Source organism: Actinoplanes sp. NPDC023801 (assembly GCF_040639655.1).
Taxonomy (GTDB): domain Bacteria; phylum Actinomycetota; class Actinomycetes; order Mycobacteriales; family Micromonosporaceae; genus Actinoplanes.
On record NZ_JBFAAI010000003.1, the window covers coordinates 414,756 to 430,361 of the forward strand.

A 15,606-nucleotide genomic window follows, 5' to 3' on the forward strand; every position below is an offset into this window, starting at 1 on the left:
AATTGACCGAATGGCGATACTCGATGCAACGGGTAGGGAGATCCGGAATGCTCGAGTCCACTGGCCTGCCCAAACACGATGGTCAGCCAGCCGGCTCCGGAATTCCAGACCTCGACAACGCCGTGATGAGAGGGGGGACGGTCATGCGCTACCTGCACTGAAATCGCTGAGGAAGCGGGCCGTGCCGATACGCCGAGGCGTCTGGCACGGCCCGCATGCCCGTAACCACACGCCCTTATCCCGCCCACGCATGATAGGCAGGTCGCGGTGAGCCACGAGATCTTCAATCCGCTCGACCCGGAGACGATCCGGGATCCCTATCCGGTGTACCGCACGCTACGCGAGTCGGACCCGGTGCACTGGCACGAGGAGCTTCAGGCGTGGATCCTCACCCGGCATGCGGACTGCACGTCGGTGCTGAAGAACCCCGACCTGTTCACCGCGGACTTCCGCAAGGTGGGCGTACCGACGCCGGGTCCGCTGCTGAGCCTTCAGACCCTGGACCCGCCGGACCAGACGCCGCTGCGGCACTTCGCGGTCGAGGCGCTGCGCAGCCAGGACCTCAAGCAGCTGGAGCGCGACGCCGAGACGCGCGCCGCGGCCCTGCTCGACGGCCTGGCCGGCCGCGAAACCTTCGACTTCGTCGCAGATTTCGCCACCCCCTTCACCCTGGGAACGATCTCCCAGCTGGTCGGCATGCCGCCGCCGGAGGCCGACGAGGAATGGCGCCGCCACAACGAGCGGCTGCATCGCAGCATGGACTCGGGCCTGGACCCGGACAGCGAGGAGGCCGGGCTCGCCGCGCGGCAGCACTTCAGCGACTACGTCGCCCGCTGGCTGGCCGGTAAGCCGGAGACCGGCATCAGCGGCTTCGTGGCCGCCAACCGGCACCGCGTCGACTACCCCGACGAGGTCCTGTTCAACTCGCTGCGCGCGTTCTGGCACGCCGGTTTCGAGGTGCCGGCCCGCTTCCTCGGCAACGCGCTGGTCACCCTGCAGCAACATCCCGACGCCGCCGCCGGGATCTGGGATGACATCGACACCGCCGTCGAGGAGCTGGTCCGGTTCAGCGGACCGGTCCACGTGGTCAGCCGTGCCGCGGTCGCCGACACCACGATCGGCGGGCGCGCCGTCCGCTGCGGCGACATGGTGGTGGCCGTGCTGGCCGCGGCCAACCGCGACCCGCAGCGTTTCACCGACCCGGAGCGGCTCGACATGCGCCGGGACCCGAATCCGCACCTCGGTTTCGGTCGTGGCACCCACTCCTGCCTCGGCAACGTGGTCGCCCGGATCGAGGCCCGGGTGGCGCTACGCGCGCTGCACGACCGCTACCCCGGGCTGTCGGTCGTCGGCACGGAGCGGTTCGCCAACGCCACGCTGCACGGTCATTCCAGCATCCGGGTACGGCCGGCCGGGGTGCTGGCCGCGGTGCACTGACCCGCCGGGGAGGCACACCGTGTCATCCGTTCCCTACGTGGTGCTCGCGTGGCCGATCTCCGGCGACACGCCCGTGTTCGCCGCCGAGACGGTACGCCTGTGGACCGACGCCGAGGACGCTGTCGACGAGCTGGTACGCGTGCTGGGTGGCACCGACCGGGCCGGCGTGGACAAGGCCTTCCTGCACGCCACCGAACGGCTCGGCCTGCTCGGCCGGCGCCTGGCCGCCACGGTCGCGGTGCCGGCCACCGGCACCCTGCCCCCGCCGGTGCGGGTGCACTCGGACTACTTCCGGATCCGGCACGCCGAACTGAGCCCGGAGCAGCACGCCGCGCAGGCGGTGACGGTCCTGCACCGGACCGTCGCCGACCTGCGCTACGGCATGCTCGAGGTCAACGACGTGATCGCCGAGCTCACCGGTGCCCGGCTCGTGCTGCGGACGCTGCGCCCGGCCGCGGGTGCCCGCAGCGACGACGCCGGTCCGGAACCGGAATGGTTCGAGCCCGACGGCGACTGGATGGACCGGTGGTTGCTGGTCCATCACTGCTATTTCCTGCTCAACCTGCACGCCGCCGCCGAACTGCATCGGGCCGCGGACCTCGCCACCACCGATCCGGCGGGCGCCGCCGCGGCGCTGAGCCGGGCGGCCGTGCTGATCAGCGCGTTCACCGCGTCGATGCTGCACTCCGGGGCGATGCCGGCGGCCTACTACGAGGAGACCATCCGGCCGACCATGTCACCGCCCCGGGTGCCGATCAACCTGACGGGGGTGATGCAGCCGGAGCATCGCATCTACCGGGCCGCGCTCAAGCGCCTGCTTGCCGTGCTGGACGCGCCGTACGCCGAGCTGGCCGGCGCCGAACCGGCGCTGGCCGCCGCGCGCGACGACGTGCTCAACGCCGACCTGCTCGACATCGAGCGGCACATCACCGTCGCGGCCGTGCTGGTCGGCAGTGGGCGCTCGCTGGTGCAGAAGGCCGCGGCCGGCAGCGCGGTGAGCACCCTGCGCGAGATGCGGCACCTGCGCGCCGTCGCCTACCGCGACCTGCTGCAGTCCGGCGAGCGGTGGCTGGGCTGATCCCCGCCCGTCGCACCGGACTCCCCTGTTCTCCCGACGAACGGAGCCGAACATGACGACCATCACCACGCCGGCGGACACCACGATCGGCGCCGGACTGGAGATCGACCCGGCTGCCTGGCCCAAGCCCGCCGTCTACCAGCTCGTCACCTCGCTGGTGGTGCCCCGCCCGATCGCCTGGGTGTCGACCGTGGATCCGGACGGCCGGCGCAACCTGGCGCCCTACTCCTACTTCACGCTCGTCGCCGATCACCCGCCGCACGTGGCGTTCAGCTCCATCGGAGAGAAGGACACCCTGCGCAACATCCGCGCGGTGGGCCAGTTCGTCATCAACGTGGCCGACCAGCGGCTCCTGGAGCGGATGGACAACTCGGCCGGGCACTACGGGCCGGACGTCGACGAGTTCCAGATGGCCGGGGTCACCCCGGCCCCCTCGCGGCTCGTACTCCCGGACCGCGTCCAGCAGGCCCGCGCCCACCTGGAGTGCGAGCTCGTCGACGTCCACCCGGTCGGCAACGGCAACATCGTGGTCGGGCGGGTGGTGCACGTCCACGTCGACCGGGAGGTGTGGCGCGACGGGCGGGTGGACAGCCGCCTGCTCGATCCGGTCCTGCGGCTGTCGCGTTGCTACGGCCGGCTCAGCCCGGAGGTCACCGCGGAGGAGGAGCCCGCACCGCACGTCTTCGAATGAACGCGACAGAGGAGGAGCGGTCCGCCGATCTGCGGACCGCTCCTCCTCGTGTTCTGACCGTTTTCTGGGCAGGGTGGTCCGGCGTGGCGGCTGGGGCGTAGGCGGAGGCGACCAGGCCGCCTACTCCTGCGAAACTCCCGCCGGCAGGCACCCAGCAGCCCTCTCCGACACCACCAGAACCATCGATGGTCAGACACGACGAGGGGCGGTCCGCCGATCGGCGGACCGCCCCTCCTGCCGTGTCCGCCTACCCGGCCGGCGAGGGCGTGGCCGGCGCCGCGACGGGGGTGCGCGGCAGGGCGAGCACGGCGGCCGCGACAACCGCGGGCAGGACCAGCGCCGCCAGGAATCCGGCGCGGAAGCCCTCGGTGAGCGCCTCGGCGGACTGCGGGCCACCGGCGCCCGCGGTCACCCGCACCGCGATCACATTGATCACGGCCAGGGCGACGACCCCGCCGATCTGCTGCGCGGTGGACAGCAGGCCCGAGGCGAGGCCCTGCTGGGAGGCGTCGACCCCGGTGGTGGCCACGAACATGGCGGGCGCGAAGCCCAGGCCGCCACCCACGCCGAAGACCACCAGGGCGGGCGCGATGTGCAGCAGGAAGTTCCCGTCCGCCGGGGCCGCCGCCAGCATGATCAGGCCCACCGCGTTCAACGCGGCCGAGATCAGCAGGACGGCGCGCACCCCGAATTTGGTCACCAGCGCGCCGGACTTGAGCGCCGCCACCGTGATCAGCGCGGACACCGGTGCGAAGGTGAGGCCGGCGGCCAGCGAGCTGGCGCCCATCACCTGCTGCATCAGCAGCGCGGCGAAGAAGATCGTCGCCATCGTGACGCCGGAGGCGGCGAAGCAGATCACGTTGCCCAGGCTGACGTTGCGGTTGCGGAACAGTCCGAGCGGCACGATCGGGTCCGCGACCCGCCGCTCGGCCAGCCCGAAGAGGGCCAGCAGCACGAGCCCGCCCGCACCGAGCAGCATCACCTGCGAGGTGAAGCCGACCGCGGCGGCCTGCGAGGCGCCGAGCACCAGCAGGATCATGCCGCCGGTGAGCAGGCCGGCGCCGACCAGATCGGCCCGGCCCTGCGCCTGCTGCGGGCGGTTCGACACCTTGCGCAGCACCGCCACGATGATCAGGATCGCGAACGGCACGTTGATCAGGAAGATCAGCCGCCAGCTGCCGAGTCCGGTGAACAGGCCGCCGAGCAACTGGCCGACCACTCCGCCACCGGCGGAGACGGCGCCCCAGACACCGAGGGCCCGTGCCTTCAGCGGCCCTTCAGAGAAGGTCACCATCAGGATGGCCAGCGCGGCCGGTGAGACCATCGCCGCACCGAGGCCCTGCACGCCGCGGGCCACGAACAACACCGCGCCGGAGTCGGCCAGTCCGCAGGCCAGTGAGCCGATGGCGAAGACGACGACACCGGCGAGCAGCACCCGGCGGGCGCCGAGCAGATCGGCCAGGCGGCCGGCGACGACCAGGAAGCCGCCGAAGCCGATCGAGTACGCCGTGCCGATCCACAGCAGGTAGGCCGCGGAGATTTCCAGCTCCTGCTGCACGGTCGGCAGCGCGACCGCGACCACCGCGACGTCGAGCATCAGCATGAACTGGGCCAGGCACAGGACGGCGAGTAGCATCGGGCCGCCGCGCGGGGTGGGGTTTGCGGCTCCGGCCTGCGGCGGGTCGGCCGGTGCTTTGGCTGCGTCGGTCGTCATCGGTAGTCCTCCGGATCGAAATCGGTGGCGTCGTTGGCCAGGACCTTGGAGCGGAATGCGCCCCAGTCCGGGCGCGATCCGTCGATGTCGGTGAAGCCGTACTCGTGGGCCAGCTCCCACGAGGACAGGGACTTGCTGTTCCAGCGCCGTACCTCCGGGTCGGCGGCCAGGGCGGCGACGGCACGGCCCACGTAGTGCGGTGTCTCGGAGATGCCGAAGTGCGGGTCCTTCGCGGCGGCGTCACGCCAGTTCGCCTCGGTGACGCCGAATCCCGCCAGCATGGCCTCGGAGCGCAGGAAACCGGGGGTCAGCGCGAGCGCGGTCACGCCGTGCTTGCCGAGATCCTCACCGAGCACCCGGCCCAGCCGGCGGATCCCGGCCTTCACCACGTCGTAGAACAGCGATCCGTAGTAGTCGTCGCGGTCTCCGTCGGTGATCTCCACGATCAGCCCGCGCGCCGCCACCACCAGGGGGGTCAGGCGGTGCAGGGCGGTCAGGTGGCTGCGCATCCCGTTGTCCCAGGCGGTCAGCGACCGGTCCAGGTCGTGCTCCCAGAACGGCTTGCCCCACTCCACGAAGGGGTCGCCGCCCCAGACGTCGTTGACCAGGACGTCCAACCGGCCGTCGTGCTCGGACTCGAGGCGGGCGCGCAACGCGTCCACATCGGCGCGGGAGGTGAAGTCGCATCGCACCGCGATTCCCCGGCCGCCGGCAGTGTCGACCAGCTCAGCGGTCTCCTCGATGGTCTCCGGCCGTTTCATCGGCGAACCCGTCTCGCGGGTGGTCCGCCCGCAGGCGTACACGGTCGCGCCTCGCGCCCCCAGCTCGACGGATATGCCGCGGCCGGCTCCTCGAGTCGCTCCCGCGACGACGGCGACCTTGCCGGCCAAGGAGTTGTCCACGCATCCCCTCCAGGAGGTGTCGTGCAGCGCCCGGCGGCATGCATCAACGCACCCGAATGCGGATGGCGGGGGACGCGCCGGGGCCACGATGGGTTTAGAAACGTATAGACAGTGAACCACAAGCCATGAGGACCCGTGAAGCTCAGCTGTCACCCAACGGAAGGTTCTCCGGGCGCTGAGTGATCATGGACGGCGGGTCAGACCGCCAGTCCCATGAGGTCGGTGCAGCGGACGATCGCGTCCGGGTCACCATCGATCTTGAGCCGGCCGGTGACCACCGCCTGGAACGGTGAGAGCATCCGGCTTCCGATCTGGACGAACGTGGTGGCGTCAGTGGTCACCACGATCGCCGCGTCGGTGGCGGGGCCCCGGGAGGCGATCGACTTGCCCCCACCGACCTCGATGTGGAAGACCTCGGCGTCGACCTGGAACTCGTAACTCTCCTCGACATCGGGCACCTGCCGGCCGGCGATCATCGCCTGCACCGCCAGGAACCCCCACGAGGCGCGGCTGACGCCGGTCTGCACGTCGGTGGCGGTAAGGAATTGCAATCCCCATCGGGCCAGGTCCAGCACCGGACCGCGCAGCATCTCCCCGGCCGGGGTCAGCCGGTACATCTTGCCGCGGCCGTCGCCCGGCACCGGGCACTGCTCGATCACGCCGAGCGCGGCCAGCGTCCGCAGGCGCTCGGACAGCAGGTTGGGACCCATGCCCGGCAGGTTCTCCAGGATCTCGTTGAACCGTGCCGGGCTGGTCAGCAACTCGCGGACGACCAGCAGGGTCCAGCGCTCGCCGATCACGTCGAGGGCGGCCGCTAGCCCGCAGAGCTGTCCGTACTGTCGCCTGTCGGTCATGGCGGAACCTCGATGGTGGGTCTGAGTCGAGCAGGTCCCTCCACCATGCCACTGTGAGTTAGGTTTACGCCAGTGACCTCGATCGCCCCGACCGTCATCCGGCGAATGCGGCGAGGGCTGCGACGAGCTCGTCCGGCACCGGGACCGGCCGCATCCGGTCGCCGGTCCGCTGCATGCACGCCACGGTTTGCCGTCCCGCCGCCACCACGACGTCGCCGCGGCGGAACCGGAAGCCCATGTCGACACGGTTGCCGGCCTGACCGCCCAACGTCATCTCGACCTCGATGGCGTCCAACGCGTAGCACTCCGCGAAGTACTCCATCGAGCAGGACACCGTCACCAGGGCCAGCTCGCCGGCGGCCACGCTCTTGAGCACGCCCGGGGCGTGATCGGCGAGGAACCGCTCACGGCAGTGTCCCTGCCAGTGCAGGTAGTGGGCGAAGTAGACGTTGCCCACCAGATTGGTCTCGTCGAAGGGCACCACGTGCCGGTACCGGTACGCCGACATCAGTGCACCCCGTGTCCGACCGCGACCGCCACCGTGAGCGGCCTGCCCGTCTCCGCGACCGGTACCCGGGCGGTGAGCACCTGCGCGCCGTTGCGCCGCAGCACCACCACGCCGTGCCCGCCCACCTGCTCCACCCGCAGCGGCAGGTCACCGGGCAGCGCGTCCGCCGCCGTCCGGACCCGTTGCCATGCGTGCTCCACCGGCTCTCCCGTCTTGTCGGCGATCTCCGCGGCGACCCGGTCCGCGTCCGCGTCCGGTGACGCCGGCAGCCCGTCGTCGTCGCTGCACGCCAGCCCGACCGGGGCCGGCGCCAGGGCGGTGAGCGACAGCGTGGCGCAACCGTGGTGCCGGACCGTCACCTCGCGTACGCCGGCCCGGCCGCCCACCGGTTCCCGGCCGGGCGGCCCGGACGTCAGATCGACGTCGTCGGCCATCCCGCACTCGATCAGCTTGCGGGTCAGCAACGGGCCGACCAGCGCGGCCGGGTACGCCGCAACGCCGGACGGCCCGATCGCGCGCAGACCCAGCCCGGTCCACCGCGACAACGGCCGGCCGGCGAGGTCGCGCACGAGCACGTCGTAGACGTACTCGTCGGCCGTGTGCTCCCGCTCCACCGCCTCCACCAGGACCAGGCCCTCGGCCGGCCGCCACACCGTGAACCGTTCGACCCGCACCGGCAGCGCCCGGCGGTGCGGGACGCAGGCCAGCAGTGCATGGATGGTGGCGTCGTGCGCCCCCGGGTCGCCGAGCAGCAGGGTGTCGCCGTGGAAGTCGGAGAACCACCGGTGCTCCGGCCGCGCGTCCACGACGGCGCTCACCTCGAACGCCGACAGCCGGCGGTAGTCCAGCAGCCGCCGGAACCGGCCTCGGTGGAACAGGACCGAGCCGTAGAACGGGTGCGCGCCCTCGCTGGGATCCGCCGCCGCGAGCTCCGGCACGGCCACCACCGGCGGTTCGGGCTCCGGCGTGCCGGCCACTCCCCGGAACCGAACCGTGGCGAACCCGTCCGTGTCGTCGCGCAGGCAGACCTCGACGCCGTCGCCGCCGGCCAGCGCCGCGGCCCGGATCGTGCGGGCACCCCGCTCCGGCACGGTGATCGGGGCGTCGAACGCCAGATCGCGCAGGGACCACCGCTGACGCGGGCCCTCGAGCACGGTCACCGCCTGGGCCATCGCCTCCAGCCCGAGGACCGCGGGGAACACCGGGGCGCCGTCGATCCGGTGGTCGTCCAGGTAGGGGTCGGCGCCCAGCGACAGGGCACTCTCGACGGTGGTCTCCACCGCCGGCAGCAGGTCACGCCGTGACTCGGTGAAGCGCAGCCCGAGAGCCGCCGGCGCGTCGTCGACGGCGAACGTGGGCAGCCGGGGGAACCGGCTGGTCAACAGCACCGTCACCGGCGCGTCCGGGTCGCCCAGCACGTCCAGCAGCGCGGCGCAGCCGGCGGCCGGTTCGATCGGGGTGACGCCGGACTGCCGCAGCGAGTCCAGCGTGCCCAGGCGCACCCCCATACCGTGTTCCTCCCAGACCGACCACTCGAGCAGGTGGGTGCGGCAGCGTGGGTGCCGGGCGGCCCACTGCTCCAGTTCGGCGCGCATCCAGTCGTTGGCGACGCAGTACTCGGACTGCCCGCTCAACCCGGTCCGCCCGATGATCGAGCCGTACGCGACGACCAGTTTGAGCTCGTCACCGGCCACGGCGAGTACGGTCCGCAGGCCGTCGACCTTGGGTGCCAGGGTGCTTCGCAGCCCGGTCGCGTCGGTGTTCTCCAGCCGGCGCGGCTCGTTGCGGCCGGCGCCGTGCACCACGCCGGCGACGGTGCCCCACTCGCCGGCGGCGGCGACCGCGGCGGCGACCGCGTCCGGATCGGTCACGTCGCAGCTGAGGTAGTGCGCCGGCACCCGTTCGCGCAGCCCGGCCAGGGCCTCGAGCACGTCCGGGTCGTCGGCGGCGGTGCGGCCCAGCACCACCAGGGTGCAGCCGCGGCGCTCGGCCACGGCCGCCGCCGAGTACGCGGTGATCCCGCGCAGTCCGCCGGTGACCAGCAGGACGTCGCCGGACGTCAGCGGCAGCTGCCCGCCGCCGGCCAGGTTACGGACCCGCATGACGGCCCGCTGCGCGCTGCCGTCGGGGTGCACCCGCACCTCGCGGTACCCGGTACCGCCGCAGAGCCCGAGATCGGTCAGCCGGCCCCCGGCCGGCAGCCGCACCACGGTGGCGGCGCAGCCGGGCAGCTCGGCCACGGCGCTGCGGGTGATCGCCGCAGCCGCCGGGTGGCCGTGGTGCACGACCAGCAGCCGGTCGGGCCGGTCGGCGCCGATCCGCTGGAGCAGCGCGGCGATCGCCGCGTCACCGGCGTCGTCCGGAACCGCTACGGCCAGCCAGGACGACCCGGCATCGTGGTCGGACCGGCAGAGTTCATGCAGCCAGTGACCGTCCGGGGCGGCCACCGCCCAGTCCGCCGCGGCCGGCGCCGGTCCGGCGGTGAGCGGTGCCCAGGTGTGCGTGAAGGCGCGGACCTCGGCCCGGACGCCGTGCTCGGGCGCCGGGCCGGCCGCGTCCGCGACCGGCAGCGCGGCCACCACCTCAGCGACCTCGGCGACGGTTGCGGCGGCCAGGTCGGCGTTGCCGATCCGCGGGGTGCGGCCGAGCAGGCGCGCCGTGTCGGCCACCACCTGCACCACCTGCAGCGAGCTCAGGTGCAGGTCGGCCAGCAGCCGGGCGTCCGGGCGCACCGACGGCAGCTCCAGCAGTGCGGCCAGGTGCGAGCGCAACACCTGCAGTGGGTCCGCGCCGGTGTCGGCGACCGCCACGGGCGCCGGGCCGGCCGGTTCCGCGGCCGGCGCCGGTACCGGCACCGGCTCGCCGAGTGCGGGCAGCGTCTCGCACGGGTTGTGCAGCAGAGTGATCGGCCGGCCGGCGTCCAGCGTCCGGTGGCCGCGGCCGGCGAAGTAGGGCGCCGGGTCGGCGGCGGCCGCGGCGGCCAGCGCGGCGGTGGCGAACGCATGCCGTCGCGGGTCGCCGCCGCTGTCCAGGGTCACCGCCGGCACGTCCGCGGCGCCGGCGCGGACCAGGCCGCACAGGATGCCGCCCGGTCCCGCCTCGACCAGCAGGTCGCAGCGCCCGGCCAGCACCGCCGCCGCCTGCCGGAACCGCACCGGGGCGGTGAGCTGCTCAGCCAGCAGGGTGGGCAGGTGGTCACTGGCGGTCAGCTCCCGGCCCAGGACGGTGGAGATCACCCCGCCGGTGGGTGGCCGGAAGTCCGTCCCGGCCAGGACAGCACGGAAGGGCTCGGTGGCGGGCGCCATCGCCGGGCTGTGGAACCCGTGCGAGACCGGCAGCTCGACGCCGTGGATCCCGGCGCGGGCAGCGCGGTCGAGCACCGTCCGCACGTCGGGCGTCGGGCCGGAGACGGTGGTCTGGCGGGGCGCGTTCTGCCCGGACACCACCGCGGCGGTGCCGCGGACGAGTTCCGCGGCGCCGTCCGGGCCGACGCTCAGCCCGGCCATAGTCGTCCCGGCCGTGCCGTGCTCGGCCATCACCCGGCCGCGGTCGGCGGCCAGCGCGAGACCCTGCTCGCGGGTGAGCGCGCCGGACCAGACCAGCGCCGAGACCTCGCCGAGGCTGTGGCCGACCGCGCCGGACGGCCGGCACCCGAGGGCGTCCAGCCAGGCCAGCGCGGCCAGGCTCTGCCGGACGACGGCCGGCTGCGCGCTGCGGGTGGCGACGTCGCCGTCGGTCACGGTCGCGCCGTCCGGCAGCGGTGGGACGCCCAGGCCGGTGGCCCAGGCCGGCAGGTCGCGGCGGACCGGGGCGGCCTGGCCCGGGAACAGCAACCCGACGCGGGCCGGCGGGCCGGAGCCGACGGCCGCGCCCGCCTTCTCGTCCAGGGCGATCGGGCCGGGCTCGTCGAGCAGTTTTCGGGCCCGCGCCGCCGCGACGGCCAGTTCGCCCGGGGTGGCGGCGACCAGCGCGGCGCGGAATGTACCGGTGCGGCCGCGGTGGAACTCGGTGCAGGCCACGTCGTGCACTTCCGCGGTGCTCAGCGCCGGGGCCTGCTCGGTCAGGGCGGCCAGCCGGCTGTCCAGGTCGGCGCGGTCGCGGCCGGCCAGCAGCACGATGTCGTACGCCGGCGACGGCGCCGACCAGCGCGGCGCGACCACCGCCGGGTGCGACTGCCCGCCGGTGAGCACGACGTGAGTGTTGATGCCACCGAAGCCCATCGACGACACCACCGCCGTACGCCTGTCGCGCCGCCACTGCTCGGGCGCGCCCAGCACCCGCAGCGGCGCGCCGCGCAGCAGCTCGTGCGGCTGCTCGCAGCCGGTGGTGGGCGGCAGCATCCCGTGGTGGACGGCCATCGCCGCCTTGATCAGACCGGCCACCCCGGCGGCCGCCTTGGTGTGCCCGATGTTCGCCTTGACCGTGCCGAGCGCGGCCGCCGGCGCGGAGCCGCGGGCCTCGGTCAGCGCGGCCAGCTCCACCTGGTCGCCGACGGCAGTCCCGGTGCCGTGCCCCTCGACCAGGTCGATGTCGGCGGGGGTCACCCCGGCCATCCGGTACGCCCGGCGCATGGCGAGCACCTGTCCGGCCACGGCCGGCCGGGTCAGCCCGCCGGAGCCGTCCGAGGAGGTGCCCCAGCCACGGATCTCGGCGTACACTCGCAGGCCCGCCTGCCGGGCGCGGTCGGCGCGCATCAGCACGACCACGCCGCAGCCCTCGCCGGGCAGGAAGCCCGTGGGGTGGGCGTCGTACACGCGCATGTCCTCGGCGGCCAGCGCGCCCAGCCGGGCGAACCCGACGAGCTCCAGCGGGTCGAGGCTCAGGTCGACGCCTCCGGCCAGCGCGACGTCCAGCTCGCCCTCGGTCAGCGCCCGGCAGGCCGTCATGATCGCCAGCAGGCTTGACGAGCACGCGCCGTCCACGGTGTACCCGGTGCCGTGGAAGTCGAAGTGGTTGCAGATGCGCCCGGCGATGGTGTTGGACAGTGACCCGGCCAGCGTCTCGTCGTTGGCGTCCGGGAACGCGCCGCGGACCAGGCTGTCCAGCTCGGCCAGCACGGTACGGGACAGGTCGGCGGCGGCGCCGGCGCGGCCGAGCGCTGTGGAGCACGCCTGGCGCAGGAAGGGCAACCGGGCGCGTACCGTCCAGGCCCGGCTGAACTCGCCGGTCAGCGAGTTGCCCAGCACCACGCCGACCTGGTCGCGGTCGATGCCGTACGCCTGCAGGCCGCCGTCGTCGAGCCCGGCGTCGGCCAGCGCGTCGGCCGCGGTCTCCAGCGCCAGCCAGTGGCTCAGGTCGGCCGACCGGAACAGCTTGCCGGGGATGCCGAAGCGTTCCCGGTCGAAGTGCCAGTCCCGCAGCAGGCCGGCCCGTTTCACGTAGGTGGTGTCGATGTCGTCGCGCCCGCCGCGGTACCCGGCGCCGAGCCGGCCGGCCGGCAGCAGCCGGAACCCGAGGCGGCGGCCCAGCACCGTCTGCCACAGCTCCGCGGGGCTCGTCGCGTCGGGGTAGCGGCAGGCCATCCCGACGATGGCGATCGCGGTCACGACAGCACCGTCGCTGGGGTGATCGCGCCGGCCGGCGACTCGTCCGTGCGGGCCGGGCGCCGGCTGGTCCACAGCAGGACCAGGCCCCGGAGCCCGCAGGTGATGACCACGGCGAAGAACAGGCCGAAGACGATGCCGGACAGGACCAGCATGCTGTAGACGGCGGCGGCGGTCAGGCCGAAGACGATCTGGTTGCGCCGGCGCGACGGTGTCGTACCCGGGTCGGTGATCATGTAGTTGGTGAACAGGATGAACGCCAGCCCGGTCATCGGCAGCAGCGCGCCCACCAGCGAGTGATCGAACACCAGCCAGCGGATCACCGCCTGCGCGGCGAATCCGGCGAGCCAGGCCAGGATCAGCGGGATCCGGCCGGTCAGCTTGGCGTTGAGCATCGAGCCCAGCATCAGCACGCCCAGCGGGAGCAGCCAGTCGACGCCGCCGCTGACATTGTTGGTGAAGTGGTACGGCGGCGCGATGCCCACCCACGGGAACAGCACCAGGGTCAGGGCGATGCCGGCATTGGACGGGTTGAGCACGTGCCGCGCCCGCCCGCCGATCCGGACCCGGACGAGGTACTTGCTCACGTTGGCGACGACGACGGCGAACAGGTACGGCCAGAGCGAGATGTTGCCCCACAACAGCATCGCGCAGGCCAGTCCGGCGATGTGCGCGGGCAGCAGGAACGTCACCAGGTTGCCGAACCCGCCGGCATACTCGGGGGCGCGTTGCCGTGCCCAGCTGTCGAGCCGTTCCATCAGCAGCGCGGCGGCGTAGCTCACCAGGACCGTGGCGATCGGGGTGATCGGGGACTGCTCGAAGCCGAGGACCAGATGCCCGACCACGTTGAAGACGGTGATCGAGATCGCGAACCGGCGCAGCGCCTTGATCCGGACCGGGACCGGCGCCGTGGCCGCGGTCGCGACGGCCGGGCCGGGCCGGGCCGCGAGGGTGGGGATGGTGGGGGTGACCGTCGCCGTCATCGCTGGACCGCCGTTCCGTCGTCGTTGAGCTGGATGGTGTGCCGGCCGGCCGGGAGGACCAGCTCGGCGCGGGCCACGCCGGTGGCGGTACGCCAGATGACGGTCACCGGGACCTCGCCGCCAGGGTGCGCCAGGTGTACCTCGGCCGCGGAGACGCCGGCGTGCCCGTTGGCCGGGTAGAGCTGGGCGCGCCGGGTGCCGGCCGGATCGCGCAGCTCCACGTGCGCGCCGATCACCGGCCGGGTGCCGTCGCCCGCCGGGGTCTCCAGCCGCAGGCCGAGCGAGGAGGCGTTGCCGGATCTGTTGTGCAGCAGCCGGGAGTTCTCCCACTGGTTGGCGACCAGCGCGTCGAGCCGGCCGTCCGCGTCGACGTCACCGAAGGCCAGGCCGCGCGAGACGTCCGGTGCGTCGATGCCCAGCGGGCCCGACATGTCGTGGTAGACGCCGTCGTCGCCGCGTACCCAGAACGGGTTGGGCTCATGGCCGGACAGGTCGTCGCCGGGCTGGAAGTTCGGCCAGGCCCACGGGTGGCGCAGCAGGTCGTCGTTGCCCATGGCGAGTTCCTGCAGCCGCGGCCAGGCGTCGCGCTCGCCCTTGAGGAAGCCGGTGGCCTGCAACAATTCGTCGGTGCCGTCGTTGTCGAAGTCGCCGGACTTGACGTCCCAGCTCCAGCCGGAGCGGGACAGGCCCAGTTGCTCGCTGCGGTCGGTGAACGGCACCCGGCCCTCGAGCAGGTCGGTGCCGCGGCCGTCGGGCACGAACGCGAAGTTGCTCTCGTGCAGCGCGTAGTCGGTGGTGATGTTGCTGACCACCATCATCGGCAGCTGCTGGTTCCGGCCGTACGTGAAGGTGACGCCCATGCCCTTGAACGAGTCGTGCCCCAGCACCTTGGACTTCGGCATGGTCATCGAGCGTTCACCGCGTACCGCCTTGAGGCGTACGGTGCCCGGCGTCGAGTGGTTGACCAGCAGGTGGTCCGGCCCGAAGTCGTTGGCCAGGTAGATCTCCGGCAACAGGTCGCCGGTGAGGTCCTGCATCCCGATGGCCAGCGACCAGGATGCCGCGGCCCGGGCCGGCAGCGCGTGGCTGAAGTCGGTGAGCGCGGGCAGCCGGTCGGATCCGCCGGGCCGGGTGAGGAACACCCGGTTGTGCCCGCCGTTGGCGGCCAGCGCCATCGAGTGCTGCATCTGCAGGCGCGCGTCGGCGCCGGCCTGCGGGTCGAGCACCGGCGCGTCGTCCGGGAAGTAGTTGGCGACGAAGATGTCCAGGTTGCCGTCGCCGTCCATGTCGGCCACGTTGAGGCCGGTGGAGTTCCACACCTGCATCGGCTGTACCAGCTCGGTGGCCCGGAAGCCGGCGGCCTGCGGCGTGCGGGCGGGCCCGCCGGTGTTCAGGAACACGACAGCCGAGCGGCCCCAGTAGTAGACCAGGATGTCCTGGTCGCCGTCGGCGTCGATGTCGGCGGGCACGCAGCCCATGGGAGCCATCGTCCGGTCGTAGCGCAGACCGGACGGGTGCAGGACGACGCCCGGGTACGCGCCGTCGCCCGCGGCCGGCAGCAACCGCACCGAGTCGTCGCGCGGGTCGACCAGGCACATGTCCCCCGCATGGCCCAGGCCGCGCAGGTCGACGAGCCCGACCGCGGCGCCGACCGCCGAGATCCAGCTGCGGATGCCGCCGTACGAGCCGGCGACCTCCCGGACGGTCCGTGCACCCGGCGGCGGGATGTTCACGTCGCGGACGGTGAACGCGAATCGTTCCAGGGCGCGGCCGACATCACCTCGCGACGGCTCCGGACGCGTGGTCAGCACCCCGAGGATCAGGCACAGCGTCAGCCCGACGCCGATGCTGACGGCGGACCGGAATGTCTTGGCCATCTCTCTCAGACCTCTCTCC

The 15,606-nt window shown here is 73.0% G+C and carries 10 protein-coding genes; 3 read left to right on the forward strand and 7 right to left on the reverse strand.

Translation table 11 applies throughout. From position 1 onward, the window contains the following. The first annotated feature begins 267 nt into the window (after positions 1–267). Genes AB0G04_RS08940 through AB0G04_RS08950 form a run of 3 tightly spaced genes read left to right on the forward strand, consistent with a single transcriptional unit; the run spans position 268 to position 3,206 of the window. Complete coding sequence (locus AB0G04_RS08940; protein ID WP_360978964.1) at positions 268–1,437, forward strand: cytochrome P450; 1,170 nt, start codon at positions 268–270, stop codon at positions 1,435–1,437. Positions 1,438–1,456: 19 nt separating this feature from the next. Then, positions 1,457–2,515 (forward strand): hypothetical protein, encoded by a 1,059-nt coding sequence (locus AB0G04_RS08945; protein ID WP_360978967.1) that lies wholly within the window; start codon positions 1,457–1,459, stop codon positions 2,513–2,515. Between the two features lie 52 nt (positions 2,516–2,567). Next, positions 2,568–3,206: a flavin reductase family protein gene (locus AB0G04_RS08950; RefSeq protein WP_360978970.1), complete on the forward strand. Its 639-nt coding sequence runs from the start codon at positions 2,568–2,570 to the stop codon at positions 3,204–3,206. Positions 3,207–3,453: 247 nt separating this feature from the next. On the opposite strand, the gene AB0G04_RS08955 is transcribed toward AB0G04_RS08950, so the two are convergent. From AB0G04_RS08955 to AB0G04_RS08985, 7 genes are all read right to left on the reverse strand, one after another. Next, positions 3,454–4,920 (reverse strand): MFS transporter, encoded by a 1,467-nt coding sequence (locus AB0G04_RS08955; protein WP_360978973.1) that lies wholly within the window; start codon positions 4,918–4,920, stop codon positions 3,454–3,456. Continuing rightward, positions 4,917–5,822, reverse strand: a complete 906-nt coding sequence (locus AB0G04_RS08960; RefSeq protein WP_360978976.1) for an SDR family oxidoreductase — start codon at positions 5,820–5,822, stop codon at positions 4,917–4,919. Before AB0G04_RS08960 ends, AB0G04_RS08955 begins: the two co-directional genes overlap by 4 nt. Before the next feature lie 197 nt (positions 5,823–6,019). Further along, positions 6,020–6,676 (reverse strand): winged helix-turn-helix transcriptional regulator, encoded by a 657-nt coding sequence (locus AB0G04_RS08965; protein ID WP_360978980.1) that lies wholly within the window; start codon positions 6,674–6,676, stop codon positions 6,020–6,022. A gap of 94 nt (positions 6,677–6,770) precedes the next feature. Continuing rightward, on the reverse strand, positions 6,771–7,184 hold the full coding sequence (locus AB0G04_RS08970) for a thioesterase family protein (RefSeq protein ID WP_360978983.1): 414 nt from the start codon (positions 7,182–7,184) through the stop codon (positions 6,771–6,773). Then, positions 7,184–12,730 carry an SDR family NAD(P)-dependent oxidoreductase gene (locus tag AB0G04_RS08975; RefSeq protein ID WP_360978986.1) on the reverse strand — a complete coding sequence of 1,849 codons (5,547 nt, stop codon included), beginning with the start codon at positions 12,728–12,730 and terminating at the stop codon, positions 7,184–7,186. Before AB0G04_RS08975 ends, AB0G04_RS08970 begins: the two co-directional genes overlap by 1 nt. Continuing rightward, entirely contained in the window at positions 12,727–13,710 is a 984-nt protein-coding gene (locus AB0G04_RS08980) for an enediyne biosynthesis protein UnbU (RefSeq protein ID WP_360978989.1), read from the reverse strand. Before AB0G04_RS08980 ends, AB0G04_RS08975 begins: the two co-directional genes overlap by 4 nt. Continuing rightward, entirely contained in the window at positions 13,707–15,587 is a 1,881-nt protein-coding gene (locus AB0G04_RS08985) for a VCBS repeat-containing protein (RefSeq protein WP_360978992.1), read from the reverse strand. The genes AB0G04_RS08980 and AB0G04_RS08985 overlap by 4 nt, the downstream gene beginning before the upstream one ends. Between the last annotated feature and the right edge of the window lie 19 nt (positions 15,588–15,606).

What these genes read in the sequence shown, in the direction of transcription:
- AB0G04_RS08950 (WP_360978970.1), top strand. Translation starts at nt 2,568, where the DNA reads ATGACGACCATCACCACGCCGGCGGACACCACGATCGGCGCCGGACTG.
- AB0G04_RS08955 (WP_360978973.1), bottom strand. Translation starts at nt 4,920, where the DNA reads ATGACGACCGACGCAGCCAAAGCACCGGCCGACCCGCCGCAGGCCGGA.
- AB0G04_RS08965 (WP_360978980.1), bottom strand. Translation starts at nt 6,676, where the DNA reads ATGACCGACAGGCGACAGTACGGACAGCTCTGCGGGCTAGCGGCCGCC.
- AB0G04_RS08970 (WP_360978983.1), bottom strand. Translation starts at nt 7,184, where the DNA reads ATGTCGGCGTACCGGTACCGGCACGTGGTGCCCTTCGACGAGACCAAT.
- AB0G04_RS08980 (WP_360978989.1), bottom strand. Translation starts at nt 13,710, where the DNA reads ATGACGGCGACGGTCACCCCCACCATCCCCACCCTCGCGGCCCGGCCC.
- AB0G04_RS08985 (WP_360978992.1), bottom strand. Translation starts at nt 15,587, where the DNA reads ATGGCCAAGACATTCCGGTCCGCCGTCAGCATCGGCGTCGGGCTGACG.